The sequence below is a fragment of the Pusillimonas noertemannii genome, assembly GCF_003096595.1.
In the GTDB taxonomy this organism is placed as follows: Bacteria; Pseudomonadota; Gammaproteobacteria; order Burkholderiales; family Burkholderiaceae_B; genus Pusillimonas; species Pusillimonas noertemannii.
The window spans coordinates 172,516-192,220 of record NZ_QEKO01000003.1 but is presented as its reverse complement, the minus strand read 5'-3'; the positions used below and the strand labels follow the sequence as shown (position 1 = coordinate 192,220).

Annotated in this window: 17 protein-coding genes and 1 pseudogene; 14 read left to right on the top strand and 4 right to left on the bottom strand. The window is 56.8% G+C overall.

The window, feature by feature from the left end:
• Nucleotides 1–154 precede the first annotated feature (154 nt).
• Nucleotides 155–928: an IclR family transcriptional regulator gene (locus tag C7440_RS12015; protein WP_116518702.1), complete on the top strand. Its 774-nt coding sequence runs from the start codon at nt 155–157 to the stop codon at nt 926–928.
• 105 nt (nt 929–1,033) lie between these two features.
• Here C7440_RS12015 and C7440_RS12010 read toward each other — a convergent pair whose 3' ends face one another.
• Nucleotides 1,034–2,194, bottom strand: a complete 1,161-nt coding sequence (locus C7440_RS12010; RefSeq protein ID WP_116518701.1) for an ABC transporter substrate-binding protein — start codon at nt 2,192–2,194, stop codon at nt 1,034–1,036.
• Nucleotides 2,195–2,332: 138 nt separating this feature from the next.
• The gene (locus tag C7440_RS12005) at nt 2,333–3,337 is read right to left on the bottom strand and encodes a TRAP transporter substrate-binding protein (protein WP_116518700.1); all 1,005 of its coding nucleotides are present in this window, start codon (nt 3,335–3,337) and stop codon (nt 2,333–2,335) included.
• A 342-nt stretch (nt 3,338–3,679) separates the two neighbouring features.
• On the opposite strand from C7440_RS12005, the gene C7440_RS12000 reads away from it, so the two are divergent.
• From C7440_RS12000 to C7440_RS11965, 8 genes and pseudogenes are all read left to right on the top strand, one after another.
• Entirely contained in the window at nt 3,680–4,912 is a 1,233-nt protein-coding gene (locus C7440_RS12000) for a dienelactone hydrolase family protein (protein WP_116518699.1), read from the top strand.
• Nucleotide 4,913: 1 nt separating this feature from the next.
• Nucleotides 4,914–5,726, top strand: coding sequence for an alpha/beta fold hydrolase (locus C7440_RS11995; protein WP_165832566.1), 813 nt, complete (start codon nt 4,914–4,916; stop codon nt 5,724–5,726).
• A gap of 85 nt (nt 5,727–5,811) precedes the next feature.
• Entirely contained in the window at nt 5,812–6,297 is a 486-nt protein-coding gene (locus tag C7440_RS11990; protein WP_116518697.1) for a TRAP transporter small permease, read from the top strand.
• Nucleotides 6,294–7,586: a TRAP transporter large permease gene (locus C7440_RS11985; RefSeq protein WP_116518696.1), complete on the top strand. Its 1,293-nt coding sequence runs from the start codon at nt 6,294–6,296 to the stop codon at nt 7,584–7,586. Before C7440_RS11990 ends, C7440_RS11985 begins: the two co-directional genes overlap by 4 nt.
• A gap of 376 nt (nt 7,587–7,962) precedes the next feature.
• Complete coding sequence (locus C7440_RS11980; RefSeq protein WP_116518695.1) at nt 7,963–9,354, top strand: aromatic ring-hydroxylating oxygenase subunit alpha; 1,392 nt, start codon at nt 7,963–7,965, stop codon at nt 9,352–9,354.
• Between the two features lie 2 nt (nt 9,355–9,356).
• Nucleotides 9,357–9,944: an aromatic-ring-hydroxylating dioxygenase subunit beta gene (locus C7440_RS11975; protein ID WP_165832565.1), complete on the top strand. Its 588-nt coding sequence runs from the start codon at nt 9,357–9,359 to the stop codon at nt 9,942–9,944.
• 41 nt (nt 9,945–9,985) lie between these two features.
• The gene (locus C7440_RS11970; RefSeq protein ID WP_116518693.1) at nt 9,986–11,137 is read left to right on the top strand and encodes an ABC transporter substrate-binding protein; all 1,152 of its coding nucleotides are present in this window, start codon (nt 9,986–9,988) and stop codon (nt 11,135–11,137) included.
• 155 nt (nt 11,138–11,292) lie between these two features.
• A pseudogene (locus C7440_RS11965) lies at nt 11,293–12,240 on the top strand (LysR family transcriptional regulator); the annotation flags it as partial.
• Nucleotides 12,241–12,289: 49 nt separating this feature from the next.
• Here C7440_RS11965 and C7440_RS20110 read toward each other — a convergent pair.
• Both C7440_RS20110 and C7440_RS11955 read right to left on the bottom strand, forming a co-directional pair.
• Entirely contained in the window at nt 12,290–13,039 is a 750-nt protein-coding gene (locus C7440_RS20110; RefSeq protein ID WP_116518691.1) for an SDR family NAD(P)-dependent oxidoreductase, read from the bottom strand.
• Between the two features lie 73 nt (nt 13,040–13,112).
• Nucleotides 13,113–14,324 (bottom strand): Rieske 2Fe-2S domain-containing protein, encoded by a 1,212-nt coding sequence (locus C7440_RS11955; protein ID WP_165832563.1) that lies wholly within the window; start codon nt 14,322–14,324, stop codon nt 13,113–13,115.
• Between the two features lie 259 nt (nt 14,325–14,583).
• Between C7440_RS11955 and C7440_RS11950 the strand changes: the two genes are divergently transcribed.
• Genes C7440_RS11950 through C7440_RS11930 form a run of 5 tightly spaced genes read left to right on the top strand, consistent with a single transcriptional unit; the run spans nt 14,584 to nt 19,704 of the window.
• Nucleotides 14,584–16,113: an ABC transporter substrate-binding protein gene (locus tag C7440_RS11950; RefSeq protein ID WP_116518689.1), complete on the top strand. Its 1,530-nt coding sequence runs from the start codon at nt 14,584–14,586 to the stop codon at nt 16,111–16,113.
• 9 nt (nt 16,114–16,122) lie between these two features.
• Nucleotides 16,123–17,127, top strand: coding sequence for an ABC transporter permease (locus C7440_RS11945; RefSeq protein WP_116518688.1), 1,005 nt, complete (start codon nt 16,123–16,125; stop codon nt 17,125–17,127).
• On the top strand, nt 17,127–17,978 hold the full coding sequence (locus tag C7440_RS11940; RefSeq protein WP_116518687.1) for an ABC transporter permease: 852 nt from the start codon (nt 17,127–17,129) through the stop codon (nt 17,976–17,978). Before C7440_RS11945 ends, C7440_RS11940 begins: the two co-directional genes overlap by 1 nt.
• Nucleotides 17,975–18,862, top strand: coding sequence for an ABC transporter ATP-binding protein (locus C7440_RS11935; RefSeq protein ID WP_116518686.1), 888 nt, complete (start codon nt 17,975–17,977; stop codon nt 18,860–18,862). Before C7440_RS11940 ends, C7440_RS11935 begins: the two co-directional genes overlap by 4 nt.
• Nucleotides 18,859–19,704 (top strand): ATP-binding cassette domain-containing protein, encoded by an 846-nt coding sequence (locus tag C7440_RS11930; protein ID WP_116518685.1) that lies wholly within the window; start codon nt 18,859–18,861, stop codon nt 19,702–19,704. The genes C7440_RS11935 and C7440_RS11930 overlap by 4 nt, the downstream gene beginning before the upstream one ends.
• Nucleotide 19,705: the final 1 nt, after the last annotated feature.

Genomic DNA, 19,705 nt, shown 5'->3' with positions numbered 1-19,705 from the left:
TAATCGGAGCATAGTGCCGGCCATATGGCCGGCTTTTTTTTGCTCTGCCCCCACTGTCTGCATAATGGATATTCTTCTCATTTCATTGGAATATAATCATTATTCACCGTCCCCTTGGGCTAAACCACATGCTAATCAGCAAGGAGTTTGTGAAATGGCGGCAGTAGAGAAAGCTAGCGAAAGCGTCAGAGCAGTCGGCCGAGCGCTTGAAATCCTCTCGGCATTCAGCCCAGTCGATTTCGAGCTGTCTCCTGGCGAACTCGTAAAGCGCGTCGACCTCAGCAGGCCAACCATGTACCGGCTGCTTCATACGCTTGAAGTCAACGGTTATCTGGTGTCGTCCGGCGATCCGCAGAAGTTCAGGCTGGGGCCCCAAGTTGCCCGCCTGGCCCATGTCTGGATGTCCAGCAACGACCCCGCTGCCGCGGCACTGCCCATGATGCGGCGTGTCTGGGAGGTTAGCAACGAAACCGTGGGGCTTTTTGTGCGCGAAGGCGATTCCCGGATTTGCGTCGCCGAGCTCGTAAGCCCTCACCCATTAAGCTTCAGACGGGGCGTCGGCTTTCACAACAGCCTGATCTCGGGTGCCAGCGGAAAAGCCATAGCCGCCCACTCAGCGCTCGATGCCAGGCAATTGCGGCAACTGACCCAAGACGCACAGATCGATGTCGCCGCATACACTAAAGAACTCGAGCGCACCCGCAAACGAGGTTACGCCGTAAGCCAGGATGAACAGATACGCGGCGCGACAAGCATTGCAGCCCCATTCTTCGATGCCTCCGGAGAAGTCGTCGGCTCACTGGCGCTTTACGGCCCCAGCGTTCGCATTGATGCCAAGGCGGTCACATCGTATGCGAACCTGCTGATGTCGGAGGCATCGCACATTTCCCGCTCATTGGGCTTCCAGCCCGACGAAACAGGGCTTTGACGCCTGCTTGAAGAATATGCGCCATCAACCTGTTCGGCTGATGGCGCGCTGGCGACACCTGAGGGCCGTGGCGGCAAGATCTCACACTAGCCGGCCTAGCCTAACTCACGTCATTTCACATTCGGTGTAGTAGGCATCCTTGGCTTTTTCCAAGGCGATCTTCTCGGTTACCTGTCTAATCGTTCCATCGTCGTCCTTCACGACTTTCAGTAGATAAAAGTTGGCGATGGGAAAGTTGTTGACGTTGAATGAGAACGGCCCACGCACAGAATCAAAGCTGGCCTCTTGAAGTGCAGCGATAAGCAGATCTTTGTCGTCGGCGGTACCAGTCTTGCGCAATGCACTGTCAATCAAGCGCGCCGTGTCATACGATTGGGCTGCAAAGTTTGAGGGCTCGTACCCGAATTTGGCGCGAAAACGCTCGACGAACTGCTTATTGGCGGCGTTGGGCAGATCGGCGTTCCATAAGTTGGTTTGATAGGTTCCGACTGCCGCCTCGCCAATAGCGGGCAATGTGATACTGTCGATAACGAATGCGGAATACAAGGGAATCTTGTCCGACAGACCCGCTTGGGCATATTGCTTGACAAAATTTATGCCCATTCCGCCAGCCATAAATACATAGACGGCATCGGGGTTTGCCGCCTGTATCTGAGTGATCTCGGCAGAGAAGTCCATTTGAGTCTGTGCCGCATACACTTCATCGATGATCTCACCCTTATACATTCGCTTGAAGCCGCTTAGCGCCTCTTTACCGGCGTTGTAATTGAGCGCGATCAAATAGACGTTCTTGATGCCTTGCTGCTGAAGATATGCCCCCATGGCTTCGTGCGACTGATCATTTTGCCCAGCTGTGGTAAAAAAACTGGGGGAGCAAAGCTTGCCAGCCAGCAAGGCAGGCCCTGCGTTAGGGCTGATAAAGATCACATCGCTGTCTTGGGCCGGCTTGGCCAAAGCCATGGCTACATTCGATACAACAGGCCCGGTCAGGATGTGAATCTTGTCCCGCCCAATTAGCTTGTTGGTGGCTTGACGCCCCGCTTCGGGCTTTAGCTGATCGTCCTCTACGATCACCGTGGTGTCCAGACCACCTAGCTTGCCGCCCGCTTCCTCGACTCCCAGGGCGAAACCGTCACGAACATGTTGTCCGAGCGCCCCCACTGGCCCCGAAAGTGTCGTAACCAAGCCGATACGCACCTCATGCGCCGCGGCAGGCGTCAACGCGAATGCCAGCGCCCCAGCAGTAAGCAAGTTCTTGTATTTCATGTATATGTCTCCGTCGGCTTAATGGACAGCGGGACGCCTTTGCGTCGTACGCTGGCCTTGCTGTGTTTTATCGCCTTTCACTACGGTCCCAACTTGTTGTCATTTCTGGCCATCCCTAGCGAAACTCCTCCCGCGCTGTCATTGCAGCTCTGCAATCGTCTTGCGGAATTCTGCGAGTACGCTCAAGGGTTCTTTCAGGCCCTGGGCTTCGGCCGCTTGAGCCCAGTCTTGTTCAAGCGATGCGGTCTTGGCTTTGACATCCGCCACGAATTTTTCGTCGGCCTGGGTTTCCTCGACTCCCGCCTTCTGCATGACTTCATGGCCTGCCTTATCAAGCCTGTCCCACATCCGCCCGAAGATACGCGCCACCACTTCTCCGGATACAGAGTCGACCGCTTTCTTTTCTTCGGCGGAAAGTTTTTCATAGGTCGCGGGATTCATCATGAACACCCAACTGGTGTTGTAGAGGCCGCCCGGAAATGATGTGGCGTACTTGATGGTGTCTTCGAGTTTGTACGCGGCGATGGATTCGGCCGGAAAAAGCGTGCCGTCCATGACGCCGCTGGAAACCAGTTCATAGGCCTCTGATGCGGGCTTGAGGGTTGCATTGATGCCGACGGCCTGGGCTATTTTGTTCACCATTCCACCCCCGACCCGCAGCTTCAGCCCCTGAAAATCTTCGATGGAGGCGACTTTCTTTTGGCTATTGAAGACCATGCCCGGACCGTGTGTGAAATAGCCCAGCACGCGGACGCCTTCATGGGCTGCGCCGAACTGTGGGTACTTGGAGGCGATGCGATCGTAGGCTACCGAGGTGGCTTCCGCGTCGTCCCCCAGAAACGGGAATTCGGCGATCTGCGTCAACACGAAACGATTCGGAGTATATCCATGCACGGTCAGCGAGATATCCACGACCCCGTTGCGCACCGCATCGAAGCTACCGGGAGGCGCGCTGACAGGCCGCGGAAGGATGTTGCACTTGACTTGGCCTTTAGAGTTGCTTTCCAGTGTGTCGCACCATTCTTTCACGGCGGTCGTCTGGCCGGGGCCTGTCCAGTTAGAGACGCTTAGCACGGTCTGTGAGTATGCGGCAGGCATGCCAATAAGCCCTGCCAGGCCAAGCGTCAAAATTGATTTTTTCATTGTCGTCTCCGGGTAATCGAAAATAGGGGCGGAAGCGCACCGGTCCATCTTCAAGTAGTTATAAAATAATTTTCAGCCTAATTATTGTCCGCTACACGGACATAAACGCCATTATAAATTTTGAGCATGAGTGAGTCAATGGAAACAAAGCAAGGGTTAGTACGGTTATAAGCCATTCAAAGAGAAGACCAAGCTGCCTGTTTAATAAAATTCATCGTTGACCAACACAAACTCGATTCTTATAATTGAAAAACGAGTCCGCTCAACGGACTATAAAGAGACCGAATGCACTCTCCCAAGCTGAATGCAGACGGCGAAAGCATGTACCCAGGAGAACCTCGAATGACGAATGAGTGGATTACTGTGCAATGCGCAGGAAGCGGCGCAATGGAGGGGTATCTCGCCCTTCCGCCGAAGGGCCGGGGGCCGGGCATCGTCCTGTGCCAAGAAATCTTTGGTGTAACGGCCGGTCTGCGGGCCGTGGCCGACAACCTTGCGCAAGAAGGCTACGTTGTGCTTGTTCCAGATCTGTTCTGGCGCCTGCAGCCGCGCATTGAGCTCAGCTTCTCCAAAGAAGACGTGGCTCACGCACGAGACCTCGCCAAGCGCCTCGATCAGCAATTGGTTATGGACGACATACGCGATGCGGTCGAAACCCTCAAAAACCACCCGGCGTGTCAGGGGCAGATAGGCACGGTGGGTTTCTGCCTTGGCGGCCGTCTTTCCGTGCTCGCTGCGGCGGCTGGCTATGTCAGTTGCGCGGTCGCCTACTATCCTGTGGCGCTGCATAATCATCTGGAGAAACTCGCGACAACCCAGGTACCGGTGGTGGTGCACTACGGAGAACTCGATCCGCTTTCACCGGCGCCCGCAATCGAGGCGGTTGTCGAGGCCTTGTCCTCAAACCGCGAAGCCCGCGTACACGTCTATGACGGTGTCGACCACGGCTTTGCAGACACCCAGCGAGCCGTCTACGACGCGCCCGCGGCAGGAATGGCGTATAGCCGCAGCCTGGGCGTTCTACGGAAAGTTTTGGGGCCCTGGTATGACTTGAACGCGCTTTGGGAAGCGCACCGAGCCTGCGAGTTCGTCACGCGTGACGCCGACGCGACCATGGCGACCATGGTTCCCGAGCCTTACGTCAATCATGTTCCCACCCTGATCGGCGGCTACGGCCAGATCGAGCTCCATCGCTTCTATCGCGACCACTTCATACCCAATAACCCCGCCGACATGCATACGATCCCCATTTCGAGAACGGTGGGTGTCGATCGCGTCGTGAACGAAGGCATTATGTGCTTTACCCACGACCGCGAGGTTGAATGGATGCTGCCGGGCATACCCCCCACAGGACGTTACGTCGAAGTACCCCTGGTCGGCATCATCACGTTCAAGGGCGACAAGCTTATGCACGAGCATATCTACTGGGACCAGGCGTCTGTCCTGGTACAGATCGGCCTTCTAGACCCTGCCGGGCTGCCTGTTGCGGGTCGTGAGTCTGCCCAGAAAGTAGTCGACCCCAGTCTTCCGGCAAATGCATTGTTGCCACAGTTCACCCACCAAAAGGACGCATAGAATGCCTTCCATCAAAGTCAATAATTGCAACTTCGAATATGAGCTTGCCGGCAAGGGCCGCGACATCGTCTTCATTCACGGCGAAATTCACGGCATGCAGTATTGGGAACACCAGATCAAAGAGTTCTCACGTGATTTCCGCTGCCTTACATACAACCGGCGCGGACACAAGGGAACCGAGTGGACGGACTACGGGTTCTCCCTGGTCAACCAGGCGAAAGACCTCGAAGCCCTTATCAAAGAACTCGGCATCGAACGCCCCGTCATCGTTGCGCTGGCGTTCGGTACCACGGTGGCCGTGCAATACGCCATTGATAATCCCGACAAGGTCGCAGGAATGGTGCTTGGCGCCTGGAGCGAACTGCACGACGCCCCCCGATACATGGAGGTCTGGCGGGCGGCATCCGAGCGCGTTGCGCCGGTTCTAGAGCATGAAGGCCGCGAGGCGATGATCGACCTGCTGCGCCGCGAAGGCGGCCATAACATCTACAGGGTCATCCCCAAACAAGAAGGGCCTTTCCGCGAAAAGGTCATCCAAATGATGGCAAGCCACCCGCTTGAACATTACAAGCGCGGCATGCTCGAGTTCGGCCACTCAGTGCCCAATCTCGTTCCCAGATTCAGTCAGCTCGACATTCCGGTGCTGGGGCTTTGCGGCGCCGACGACCCCTACCTCGACTGCCCCGAGACGCTCGCCAACATGAAGAACTTCAAAGAAGCGCCTTCAATCCCCGGCGCAGCCCGTTATGTGAACTGGCAAAAGCCCGATGAGTTCAACGCCGCGGTGCGGCCTTTCATCGAAGGCTGCGCTTGATTCAGCGATGGCGGCGGTTAGGGCTTGCCGCCGCCGCTGGCGATGCTAAACCCGATCAAAGGAGCCGTAAGGAGACAGGCGCAATATGAGAAAAAAACTACTTGGCAGCTGCGAGGCGCTTAGCGCCCTGGCGCTGTTTGCCATCATGGGATTGACATTCTTCGATGTCCTGGGCCGAAAATTTCTTCATAACTCGATTCCGGGAGCTTTGGAACTGACAGAGCTTTTGATGGTCGTTGTAATTTTTGCGGGGCTCCCCCTAGTGTCAGAGCGGGAAGAACACGTAGAGTTCGATGCCCTGGATGCACACACCCCACCTCTTCTTCGCACCATCCAGTTCAACATCGTGCAGGTCATATGTGCCGCGTTACTGATCGGCGTCGGTGTTCTCATGTGGCAGGTGGGCGAAGACTTCAGCCATAACGGGGAAACCACCGCTCAATTGGGCATTCTTAAGGCCCCTTTTATTTATGGCATGAGCGTCATGTGCGTCATTACGGGAATCGTTCACTTGTTGAAACTGGGGCATGAGCCCGAAGAGCATGTTGAGGGTCAAGGGGCCGTCTTATGATTGAAACAACGATAGGCTTTGTCGCGATCTTCATCCTCGCCATCATCCGCGTTCCGCTGGCATTCGCCATGGCGTTCGTCGGGTTCGGCGGCCTCATGTATATGCGCGGCTTTCATCCCGCCCTGGCCAGCGTGGCGCAAGTGGTGTATGAAACCGGCTTTGCATACACTTTGTCGGTCATTCCGCTCTTTATCTTGATGGGAAACTTCGTCGCCAAGGCCGGCCTGGCTCATGAACTGTTCTCGGCCGCCTACGCGTTCATAGGACATATCCGGGGCGGCCTGGCGCATGCAACCATTATTGCCTGTGCCGGTTTCGGTTCGATTTGCGGCTCGTCCGTAGCGACGGCAGCCACCATGAGCAAGGTCGCCTACCCTTCGATGAAGCGGCTCGGCTATGGCGACTCTCTATCCAGCGGAGTTCTGGCCGCCGGCGGAACGTTGGGAATCATGCTTCCGCCGTCGACCATCATGATCATCTACGGCATTATCACCGAGACACACATCGGCAAGCTCTTTGCCGCCGGCGTGCTGCCCGGCCTGCTGACAGCCTTGCTTCTTATGGGCGGCATCACGTGGATGACGGTGCGTGACCCTCAACAAGCGCCCGCAGGGAAGAGGGCAACATGGCCCGAGCGTTGGCGCGCCTTGCGCGGAATCTGGGGGGTCGCCCTTCTTATCGTCGTCGTTTTGGGCGGGATCTATGGCGGCTGGTTCACTGCCACCGAGGCAGCGGGTTTTGGAGCCGCCGGGGCTTTCCTCTTTGCGCTGGCTCGCCGCAGACTGACCATCAAGACGACGTTCGAGGTATTGGTCGAGTCAACACGCACAACGGCCATGCTGTTTGTGCTGATCATCGCAGCCGGCATCTTCGCAAATTTCGTCAATTTCACGACAATGCCAAGCGATTTGCAGCGCTGGATCATGGCAATGAACCTGTCGCCCGTCATGGTTGTCGTGGCGATGATGGTGGTCTACGTGATACTTGGCAGCGTCATGGAAGAACTGACGATGATACTGCTTACCGTTCCTCTGTTCTTTCCCGTCATCCTCAGCTTGGGACTGGATCCGGTCTGGTTTGGCGTCCTGATCGTCATGGTGGTGCAGATCGGCATGATATCGCCGCCGGTGGGCATGAACCTGTTTGTGCTGAATGCCTTGCTGCCTGGTGTCGGCCTTGCCAAGATATTTGCGGGAACATGGCTGCTGGTGGCGATCATGGTCTTCACACTGGGCATACTCGTTGCGTTCCCCCAGATCAGCTTGCTGCTGCCTTCGCTGATGAGGTAGGGCAAGGGTAGTAGGCTTACTGCAAATATAGCCGTCTGGCCTGAACGGCCACACAGTAGGCATTGCCGCCTGCTGCGTGGCTGTTCTTTTTATCGGTCGGCACCCAGCCTTCATCGCTTGTATTCATAGGGTTCTTCCCTAATGAAAGCCCCCTGCACCTTGATCCCTTCTCGCCAGAACGCAACAAAAAAAATACTAAGCTTATGTTTTAAAAGAATAAATAATTCATAAAATTCAGGCCATGAACACCGTGCATCACCATTCCTGCTGAAACTTCACTCGACCTTCTGCCCACCGCCATCAACAATCATCTTGTTGCCGCCGTACACATCCTGCGAGGCGGGCGTTCAATTTGGCACAAGAAGTGAGGCAGCTTATGAATGCAATTCTGGAAGAGAGAAGTTCGACAACTCAGTTGAACGAACGACTGGCTCGATTGGTGGACGACCGGCCCAAAGAGGGTCTGTTCCGGGTTCATGGAAGCGCTTTTACAAGCGAAGAAATCTTCGAGCTTGAAATGAAGCATATCTTTGAATCCACCTGGATGTTCCTGGGCCACGAGTCAGAGATTGCAAACCCGCACGACTTTATATCGACAAGCATCGGCCGCCAGGCTGTTCTGCTGACCCGAGACGCAGACGGCGAGATTCACGCCTTGCACAATAGCTGTACGCACCGGGGCGCGCTCCTGACCAGTTCGCAGCAAGGAAATCGCAGAATACACTCCTGTCCGTACCACGCATGGGCCTTTTCAAGTTCGGGCAAGCTTGTGGCAGTACATGGCAAAGAAGCCGGCGCTTATCTGCCCGCCTTTGATAATCACAACCATGATCTCAAACCGATAGCCCGGTGTGGGAACTATCGAGGGTTCATCTTCGGTTCCCTGAACCCCGATGTTCCCTCATTGGACGAGCATCTTGCCGACTCGAAGGCGTTCATCGATCTCGTGGTGGACCAGGGAGCCGACGGCCTCGAGCTTATCCCGGGACGCGTCACCTTCACTTATAACGCCAACTGGAAATGGCAGATTGAAAACGGTACTGACAGCTACCACTTCAGGCCTACTCACAGCACCTACCTTGATGTTCTCGATCGTCAACGCAAAGTCGCGGAAGAGACGGGCAAGGCCGTCTCGCAATCAAATGTATCGGCCTACGTAGGACTGACTCGAGAGCGGACAAAGCTGCAGCGAGGCGTCTTCGACCTGGGTAACGGACACGCCGTCATGTTTGGACCCACACCGACGCCAGAGGCGCGCCCGCTATTTGTTGCGCGTGACGACCTGGTGAAGCGTGTGGGCGAGGTCCGTGCCAAATGGATGCTGTATACCCGCAACCTGAACATTTATCCCAACCTTCAGCTTTGGGACAACATCGCATCTTTGCTGGCCTTGATCCGTCCGATCTCTGCAAACCAGACCGAAATGATCACCTACTGCATCGGCCCCAAAGGCGAAGATCCCGAGGCTCGCCGTCGACGTATCCGTCATTGCGAACAATTTCTGAACCTGGGTATTGCAAACCCCGACGACATGGCCTGCTACGAAGCGTGCCAGCAAGGCCTCGTCGACCAGCCCGACGCATGGGTCGACTATGCCCGCGGTATGGCAGTTTTGCAGCATGGTGCATCGCCTGAAGCCGCCGAGCTTGGCGTCAATCCACAATCGTGGGTGTATTCCGACTTTGACATGGGTGACGAAACTGGCCACCAGCACGCATTCCGCGAATGGCTGCGTCTACTGTCCACCCAGCCAAAGCAAGGGAATTAAGCATGAGTGAATACGAAGCACTGGCGCAGGTCACAGAGCTTCTCGCCCTGGAAACCAATTGGGGCGACAACCGCAAGAGGCATTTGAGCATGAACAAGTACGAAGTACTGGCCCAAGTCACTGAATTTCTCGCACTGGAAGCTAATTTGGTCGACAACCGCAAATGGGACGAGTGGCTGGCCCTCTATGAGCCCGACGCGGTCTTTTGGGTTCCGGCCTGGACGTCTGAAGACCAGGTTACGCAAGATCCCCACAATGAAACATCTTTGATCTACATCGAAGGGAGAGATGCCTTATCGGATAGAGCGTGGCGCGTCGGAACAGGTCGCTCCCTTGCTTCAACTCCGCTGATAAGGACCGCCCACCTGGTTGGCGCTCCCGTCGTAGAGCCAGTCAATGCGGAACGCTTGCGGGTCCAGGCCAGTTGGTCTTGCCATAGTTACAGCCTAAGAACACAAGCCGAGCACACATACTTCGGGCTTTATGACTATCAGCTAAAAATTGCAGGCGAAACGCTGTCTGTCGTCAGCAAACGCGCCACTCTTCTCAATGACCGAGTTCCCAGCTTACTTGACTTCTATTGCGTCTAAGAAAGCGGAAACAGCCAGTTCCAACTATAACGGAGACAACCATGACATTAAAAATTGGTATCGCGGCGATCGCGTTGACCCTCAGCACGGCAAGCGCCTCGGCTTTTGCCGATATAAAAATTGGGTTCGTCAGCTCTCTGACCGGGCCCACTGCCTCTTTAGGCCTACCGCTGGTGCATGGCCTGCAGGCGGCTCGCACATACAGGTCCGAAGTTGCAGGGCACAAAATCACGGTCATTCAATATGACGATGCGTCCGATCCGACCACCGCCACGAGAAATGCAAGAAAGCTCGTCAACGAGGACAAGGTGGACGCCATTCTAGGAGGCACGGGTACGCCCGCAGCCTTGGCCATTGCCGCCGTGGCGCATGAAACCAAAACCCCGCTGCTTGCCTTGTCGGCTGCAAACCTGAAGGGCGAGCCCGGATCATGGATGCTGACCGTGCCGCAACCCGGAGAGCTAATGGTCGAAGCCCTGGTAGAGCACATGAAGAAGAACGGAAACATCAAAAAAGTAGGCTATATAGGGTTCTCGGACCCGTGGGGAGACCTCGTATATGCCGCACTCAAGGCCAATCTGGCCGGTACGGACATCGACGTCGTAACCAACGAGCGTTTCGCACGCGTTGATACTTCTGTTACGGGACAAACCCTGAAAATCCTCGCAGCCCGTCCAGACGCCGTCGTTACCGGAACTTCCGGCACTCCGGGCACCCTGCCATTCCTGACGTTGAGGGAGCGCGGCTATAAAGGACTGCTCTACGGATTACACGGCCTCATCAATCCCGACTTTGTGCGTGTGGGCGGCACTGCCGTCGAGGGCGTAATTGTTCCGGCCGGCCCCGTCGTCGTAGCCGACCAGCTTCCAGACTCCAACCCCAGCAAACAGCTTACGCTTGAATTCCGCAAAGCATATGAAAAAGCAAATGGCGAACCTCCCAGCGGCGCCATTTCAGCCTATGCCTTTGACGCGTGGTTGCTGGTAACGGATGCTGCCGCCCGGGCCGTCAAGAATGCCGAACCGGGTACGCCCGAGTTCCGGATCGCACTTCGGGAGGCCCTGGTTTCGACGAAAGAACTGGCAGGCACACATGGCGTCTATAACTACACTCCCGACAGCCGTTTTGGCTCGGACGAGCGCTCGCGCATCCTGGTCACCTTGAAAAATGGGCAATGGAAAATCCTGGACTGACAAGAAACAAATAGGGGGAAAAGCCTGATCCGCTGATGCTGCTCGTCCAATTCATTGCTATAAGCAATAATTGCTGTATAAGAATTTTGATAATAAACTGTCTTTACGGCATTCCGTCGCGAGCGGATCAGCAAAAATTACGCTGACCCCGCAGGATGGAAGAAGAAAAATGCCAAGGAGACGGAATGGATGAGCAACAGAACCCAGGGAGCAAGTTCCGGTTTTCGGCGCTGGACTTGAACTTGCTGCGCATCTTCAATGCGGTGATGGCCGAACAAAGCGTTGTCGGTGCGGGCCGGCGCCTGAAACTCAGTCCGTCGGCGGTAAGCCACGGCCTCAGGCGCCTGCGCTCCGCACTAGGAGACGAACTCTTCGTACGCGACGGCAATTCAATACGCGCCACAGCCTTTGCTCTTGAGTTTGCGCCGACGGTGCACGAGATGATGCTGCGCCTGCAACTCGCCCTTGAGACACGCGGCTTCGACCCCAAGACAAGCAAGCGGCGCTTTCTGATATCGGGCACCGACTTTGCCAGTGCAACACTGATGCCCGTGCTTTTGCAATCTCTAATCCAGCAAAGCGCGTCCGTCCGCGTTGAAATACTGTCCGCCAGCACACTGGACATCGCCCACGAACTTGATGCTGGTCGAATCGACCTGGCACTGGGCACCTTTGTAGAGATCGGTTCCCGCTTCAATTCGTCGTTGCTGACCGAGATCGAGCAGGTATACCTGACCAGGGCCGACCATGCGGTTCAAGAATTGACGCTGGAAGATCTTGCAAAATACCCGCACGTCGTCGTACGTCTCGCTGATACGCCTCATACGGGCATCTCGCCTTCGCACATAGCAGAGCGCGGCCTGCGCAGGAACGTTCATATCGGCGATTCGACAACGCTCGAAGGCGTATTGTCCAGGCATGGCCTGACCAGACATATCGCTGCGGTCGTTCCGCACCCACTGGCGATAGCCCCCATCGTGGCAACGTCGCACGCCATAGGCATGCTTCCGCGCCACCTCGCCGACGCGACAGCGCATCTGTACGGGCTGCGGCTTCACACCGACCCCTGCGGCCGCTCTCACCTGCCGTATTCGATGGTGTGGCACGAGCAGGCAGAAGCGGACGCCGGCATTGCGTGGCTGCGAAGAGAAATCAATCGCGCCGCGCGTGGGTGCATGAACCTGGCGGCAACCTTGCCGCCAGGCTGCGCTCCACTGCCTTCCAATCCTTCTGCAACGCAATCCTTAGCTGTGCGGCCGTGCCCGGATATAAATCCTCTACCCCGTTGATGACGCCTTCGACGATCTCATCGGCCAGTTCAATGGGCGACATCTTCGGCGACGAGGCCGCCGAGCTCATTGCCGTATCCACCACCGCGGGCAGTATGGCGCAAACGCGAACCCCAAACCCGGCCAGCTCTGCCCGCATGGCCTGGGTCAGGGAAAGCGCCGCGGCTTTACTGGCGCAATATGTAGCCATCAGCGGCAGGTTTGCATGGGCCAAAACACTGAGCAGATTGACAAACGTGCCCTCTTTTCTGGCCCTCATGGCCGGCGCGAACGCCTCATATACGTTTAACAGGCCAAAATAGTTGACCTCCATTTCTCTTCGAGCGCCAGCCAGGTCAATATCGCTCAAACGGCGGCCTTCGTTGATTCCGCTGCTGTTGACCACGATGGAGACCTTGTCCGCTACCTGAGCGGCAGCGCGGCGGACACTCTCTGGCGAGACGACATCCATTTCAATGAACCCCACGCCTTCAGGCAAATGGCGGGGGGGTTTGCGGCCTGCCGCGATAACCTCGCGAGCGCCTGCCTGAACAAAGGCCCGAACGATCTCTGCGCCTATGCCTCCGGACGCGCCGATGACAAGCACCGATTTTTCTTGGATTTGATTGCTCATGTTATGTCCGAAATATGAATCATCCTGAAAAGCCACCGGCACAAGGCCTTGGCACTATGCCGGCTTGCAACGCTTAAGCGATTCTGGATTCTTCCTCCATGCGAGATCGCCAATCGGCGTTCTCGGGCGCCACGAAGTGAGGCGGACGCACACGATGGGTTTGTGGGTCTCGGCCGGGAAGCTCTTCTAGCTGAACCGGGTTTTCGACTGTAGCAAGAATTTTCTGCCGCCAACGGCTGATCGCAAGATCGCTGGGTGCAAGATGCTCGTGCACGCGATCGGTGATCGTACCCATGCTTTCTTGTACTGCCTTGTCTTGGCACCACAAGGGCTCGATTCCAGAATACATCTTGGTGCGCTGCACCTCGGCATCCGCCAGGTAATCGTTGCGGCTGTTCGCTTTCGGGATCCAACTGCTGCCGGCTTCGGAGGTTCCGTCTTCAAACTGGGTGCAATGAAAGTACAGGTTGCTGCCTCGTCGTTCAAGCTCGTCTTGGGTGAGGTTTCGATCAGGGTGCCAATGCAAAGCCCATACCATGGTGTTGCCATCATCCATGGGCACCCACATATTCATCTGAGGCAAAGGGTCGTCAAAAGGCGCGATCATGACGAAGATAGGCATGATGTACTGGGCGCCCCGCCAGTAATGCGAACCCGGTTCTGCATTTCGCCTGGCCGCCATCGTCATGCCGAAGTCGGTATCGAACACCTCATAGCGCGGATACCGATCGCCATCAAAGTACAGCAGTTCGCGCGCGCCCTCGAACTCGGCGTAGTCGGCAGGGTTCAGCCTTGAATGCAGAATAGAGGCATGGCTGCTGTCGATATCGCCTTCAAGGGCCTGAGCCCAATTGCACTCCAGCAGGCGCTTGCTGACGAATCTTTGCTCGGGCCGTACGGCCATCCATTCGAACGCCGGCGGCGCGGGCGGCTCGCCCTCGCCCAGATAGGCCCATATCGCGCCACCCGCCTCGATACACGGATAGCTTTTTGTGCGAACGCGTTGCTTGAATGAGCTAGTGGGTGGCTCGCTGGGCAAATCAATGCATGCGCCGGAGGTATCGAATTTCCAGCCGTGATAAACACATCGCAGACCGCCCTCTTCGTTGCGGCCCAGAACCAAAGAGGCCCTACGGTGCGGACAGAACTCGTCGAGCAGACCCACCGTGCCCGACGTGTCGCGAAAAGCCACGAGTTTTTCCCCAAGATGGCGCACACGCACGGGCTGACAATCAGGGTCGGGAAGCTCGCTGGATAGCAAGACGGGCAGCCAATAGGAACGCATTAGATTTCCCATAGGGGTGTCCGGACCGACAGATGTAAGGGTCCGGTTCCGTTCTGGACTAAGCATCGGACATTTCTCCATTCATGAGCCCATCGCCGCAGGCCCGAAAATTAACTCTATTTGGCGATATTTGTATTATGCGACTATTGATTTAAACAAACAACTGAGATATTCTGCGAATTCTCGTTCGGGCTGCTTTGCGCATGAACGGTGTGCATCAGGCAGCTTAGAAAACGAGCCAAAAGAAGGAGACATCATCATGAAGCGCCGCTCATTCATAAAAACACTTGCCGTTGCACCGGCGGCCCTGTCGCCGTTGCTGTGGTCCCAGCAGGCGCGCGCCGAGATCGGCCCGACGCTGACCATCGCCTACAACATCGCCCCGCCGGGCTTCGATCCGAACAGCGGCTCTTACGCCACCAGCCCGGGGCTGCAAAGCATATTCAAAACGCTGTATGACCCGTACATCGGGCAGGCCGAAGACCTGTCCCTGCAGCCGGGCCTGATGGATGAATTCAGCTGGAGCCCGAACCGCGACAAGATCTCCATGCGCCTTCGCGAGGGCGCCTTCTGGCATGACGGCAAGCCGGTCAGCCTGGACGACGTACTGTGGAATCTGCGGCGCCTAAGAGAGGCTTCCTCGGGCAACCCCCTGTCCACCGTATTTGCCAGCATCAAGAACCTTACGACGCAGGGCAACGTCGTGACCTTCGATGTAGAGCCCTGGCGGGCCAATATGCTAGAGCGCTTTACCTTCCTGGCCTGTTACCTCATTCCTCCGCATTACTACGAAGCCGTGGGCAAAGAAGGGTTCGAAAGGCGGCCGATGGGTTCGGGGCCTTATATGTTCGACCAATTCGAACGCGGTTCTTTCCTGCGCCTGAAGGTCAACCCCCATTACTGGGGCCCCAAGCCCGCCTTTGATACCGTCGTCTTCAAGTTCATCGTCGATCCGGCGGGGCGTGTTGCAGAAATAGAGCGAGGTGCGTCGGATATAACGCTTGATGTTCCCTACGAGGAATATGAGCGTCTAAGCCGCAAGACTGATCTTGTCGGCGTCGCTCACCCGATCACCGACATCGCCCTGCTTTTTCTCAATAACAACGGCATTATGGAAGACGCCAATGTGCGCAAGGCCGCGGCGCATGCCATCGACAAGAAGCTGATCGTCGAGCGCCTGCACCGAGGCATGGCCACCCCGATCGACACGCTGCTGGCCCCGCAATACAAGGGCTACGACCCCTCTATTACCACGCCTTATGACCCTGCCCTGGCCGAGCGCCTGCTCAAGGCGTCGGGCTACTCGCGCGACAAGCCCGTGGAGTTTACGATCCAGACCACGCGCGGCTACAAGCCCAAAGATTACGAAACCGTTCTGGCCATTGTGGAAATGTGGCGCAAGGTCGGCATCAAAGCCAACGTCGAAGTGTATGAAATCGCCAAACACTTCGAGCTTCGCGCCCAGCACAAACTGGCGCCGGCCGCCTTCTACAACTGGGGCAACTCCACAGCAGACCCTGAATCATCGTTGGGCACGGCGATGGTCATGAACTCGCCCCATGCTTCCTGGCAAACGCCCGACCTGGACGGCCGGATCAGACCTTTGTTCGAGGAGCGGGACGAGGCAAAGCGGCTGGCCGGCTACAAAGCGGTCAACCGGTACATCGCCGAGAACGCCTTCGTCATTCCACTGTTTCAGTTTTACCAGCCGGTTATCTATAAACGCGAACTGACCTTCACCCCGCATTTGGTCGGGCACATCCTCCCCGCCAAGATCGGACGTGCCTGAGGTCGGCCGATGAATGCAAATGTGTTGTTTCGGCGCCTGCTGCTGGCGATTCCCACCTTATTCGGGGTCGCTCTCGTCGTGTTCGTGCTTCTTCGGCTTATCCCGGGCGACCCGGTGGCCATGATGATCGTGGGCGAGTCCACACCTGAAGACATCCAGCAGTTGCGTGTCCAGTTCGGTTTGGATAAGAGCATCCCCCACCAGTTCTTGATTTTCCTTCAGGACATCGCCACCGGAAACCTGGGCACTTCCATCATGCTGAAGCAGGATGTGCTCACGCTGGTGCTCAAGAGCGTGCCCGCCACGCTGGAGCTTGCGGTGGTGGCGATCATCATCTCGCTGATAGCGGGCTTTCTGTTTGCTCTTGCCGCCACATACTGGCGGGGCGGCATCCTTGAAAGCCTGATCGACTCGATAAACTCGGTGGCCCTGGCGATTCCAGAGTTTCTCTGGGCCTTGCTGCTGATCCTGGCCTTTGGCGTCATGTGGCCCGTGCTTCCGCTTTCGGGCCGCATCGACCCATCGCGCAGTTTCGATTTCAGCACGCAATTCTATCTGTTCGAAAGCTTGGCTACCCTTCGCTTTTCACAGGTGGGCGAGCTCTTGCAACATCTGATCCTTCCGGCGACGGCGCTTGCCCTGCCTCTGCTTGCGGTTATCGCTCGCGTGCTCAAAAGCTCTTTACTCGAGGCGAACGTGCAGGACTACATCCTTCTTGCGCGTGTAAAGGGCTTCGCTCGGCCCCGTGTTCTGTTTCGGCATGCCCTGCCCAACGCTCTACTACCCACCATCACCCTGACCGGCGTCAACTTTGTCTTCCTGGTCGGAGGAACCGTGCTCGTCGAGCTGATCTTTGCCTATCCGGGCATAGGCAACCTACTGTATGTCGCAGCAATTAATCGGGACCTGCCGCTGATTCAAGGCGTGACGATCGTGTTTGCCTTTATCTTCGTCATCATGAACTTCGCTTTCGATCTACTTCATTCGGCACTCAACGTAAGGGCGCGTCACTGATGAAATCACTGTGTCTTGCGTTCCCTCTTCGCGGCAATGCCCGCATGTGGTTGGGCGGCGGCGTGCTGACGGCATTGATCCTGGTTGCCATACTAGCGCCCTGGCTCGCCCCACACGACCCAGTGGAGCAAAGCCTGCTCAATCAGCTGCTGCCGCCCGCCTGGTTTGCCGGCGGCGACCCCAATTACCCGCTGGGTACCGACGCTTTAGGCCGAGACCTGTTGTCTCGACTCTTGTTCGGGACCCGGCCGGCCTTACTGGTAATGCTGGCGGGTGCGGCAGCTTCGGCCCTGGTGGGCGTCGCCCTGGGCATCTTCGCCGGATACTTCGGCGGCAAAGTCGATGCCGTGATTTCCCGTGTCCTGGAAGTATTCATGTCATTTCCGCCAATGTTGTTGGCCATTGTCCTGGCGGCCGTCATCGGTCCCGGCCTGATGACGGTGATCATGGCCGTCATCATCATCGGATGGACCCGATTCTGTAGGGTCATACGGGGCGAAGTACAGGCGCTCAAAGAGCAGGATTTCATCATGTCGGCGCGCGCAATCGGCATGCGGCCGCTGCGGGTGGTCTTGCACGAGATCCTTCCGAACGTCCTGCCCATCATGATGGTTCTTTTCGGCCTTGAAATGGGCCGCGCCATCGTGGTCGAAGCCATTCTCAGCTTCATCGGCTTCAGCTCCAGCAGCGTCGCCACCTGGGGAGGCATCATCGCCGACGGGCGCGCCTACATCAATCAGGCTTGGTGGGTACTCGCTGCGCCTATTCTTGTCATCATCATCATGGTTCTCAGTCTGAACGCGTTTTGCGACGGCACACAGCAAGCCGTCGATCCGGTGCTGCAACGATGAACACGTCTCCTCTGCTTGAAGTCAGAAACCTGTCGCTAAGCGTGCGCGGCCCGCGCGGCACTCGTACACCCATACTGCGTGGCCTGAGCCTTTGCCTTGAAAGCCAGGCGGTGCATGGCTTGGTGGGCGAGTCAGGCGGTGGTAAAACGATGGTTGGCAAAGCGATTCTCGGCGTCCTGCCTGACGGCGCACGTATCGACTCTGGAAGCATCTGGTTCGATGGCCAAGACCTGACCTTACTAAGGCCCACCGAAAGAAGGCGGCTTCTGGGACGGTCGATGTCCATGATTCTGCAGAACCCGATGACGGCGCTCAATCCGGTCATGCGGATCGAAACGCAGATCACCGATGTCTTGCAGTTTCATATGGGCATGAAAAAAAAAGCAGCCCGCGCACGCGCGCTCGAAATGCTGGAAGCGGTTCGTATCCGAGATCCCGAACGCGTCATGAAACAGCATCCGCACCAACTTTCTGGCGGCATGTGCCAGCGTATTGTCATTGCGATCGCCTTTGCGTGCCGGCCCAAACTGATCATTGCCGACGAGCCCACCACGGCGCTGGACGTTACGGTGCAGCACCAGATTCTGCGCCTCATTCGGGAACTGCAAGAGCAGTTCGGCACCTCGGTACTGTTTGTGACCCATGACCTGGGGGTTGTCGCAAAAGTGTGCGATGCAATCAGCGTTATCTTCGCGGGCACGATTCTCGAGTCGGGGACGACCCACGATGTATTCCGTTTGCCCAAACATCGGTACACCCAGGCGCTGCTGGACGCGGTACCGCGCTATGATCGTCCGAACCGCTTGCTTCAGCCGATATCCAGCACCTTGCACGCAGAACTGTTCGACGAAATCGTGAATCACCAGGGAGTGAGCGCGGCATGATGCAATTCGACGTCAAGAGTCTTCGGGTCTCATTTCCCGACTCCGCACGCAAGCGCCTGTTCAAGCCTGTACCCATGATAGAAGTGCTGCATGGTGTTTCATTCCAGGTGGCGCGCGGAGACTCCATCGGCATCGTCGGGGAATCGGGCTCTGGAAAAAGCACCCTGGCCCGCGCACTGCTTAGGCTGAGCGAAACCTCGGGTGGCAGCATCTGCTTCGAAGGACAAGAGCTGATCGGGCTGTCTGAACACGAACTGCGCCCATTACGGCGGCGCATGCAGATCATCTTTCAAGATTCCCAATCGGCGCTTAACCCTCGACTTACCGTCGGCTCGATCGTAGCTGAACCCTTGATCAGCAACGGCTTGGTCAAGTCGTCCGCCCAAGCGCGTGACAAAGCCGTTGAATTGCTTGAGCTGGCAGGGTTGTCAGAAAGCTTCTCTAAGCGTTATGCGCATCAGCTTTCAGGGGGCCAGCGCCAGCGGGTGGGTATTGCCAGAGCCCTGGCGCTGAACCCCGAGGTGATTGTCGCGGACGAGATCGTCTCGGGACTGGATGTTTCGGTGCAGGCGCAGCTTTTACAACTGCTGGACAAGCTGCGCAAAGACCGTGGCCTGACTTTATTGCTGATCAGCCACGATCTCTCGGTGGTGCGTGCAACGTGTGAAAAAGTCATTGTGATGCGCGGCGGCGATATCGTTGAAAACGGCATGACGAACGAAGTGTTCGAGCACCCACACCAAAAATATACCCAGCGTCTTCTGCGGGCCATTCCCTTGCCGGACGTCGACCCGACATGGATTCACCGTGTACAGCTGGAAGAGAGTGCAGAGCCGGCGTGAA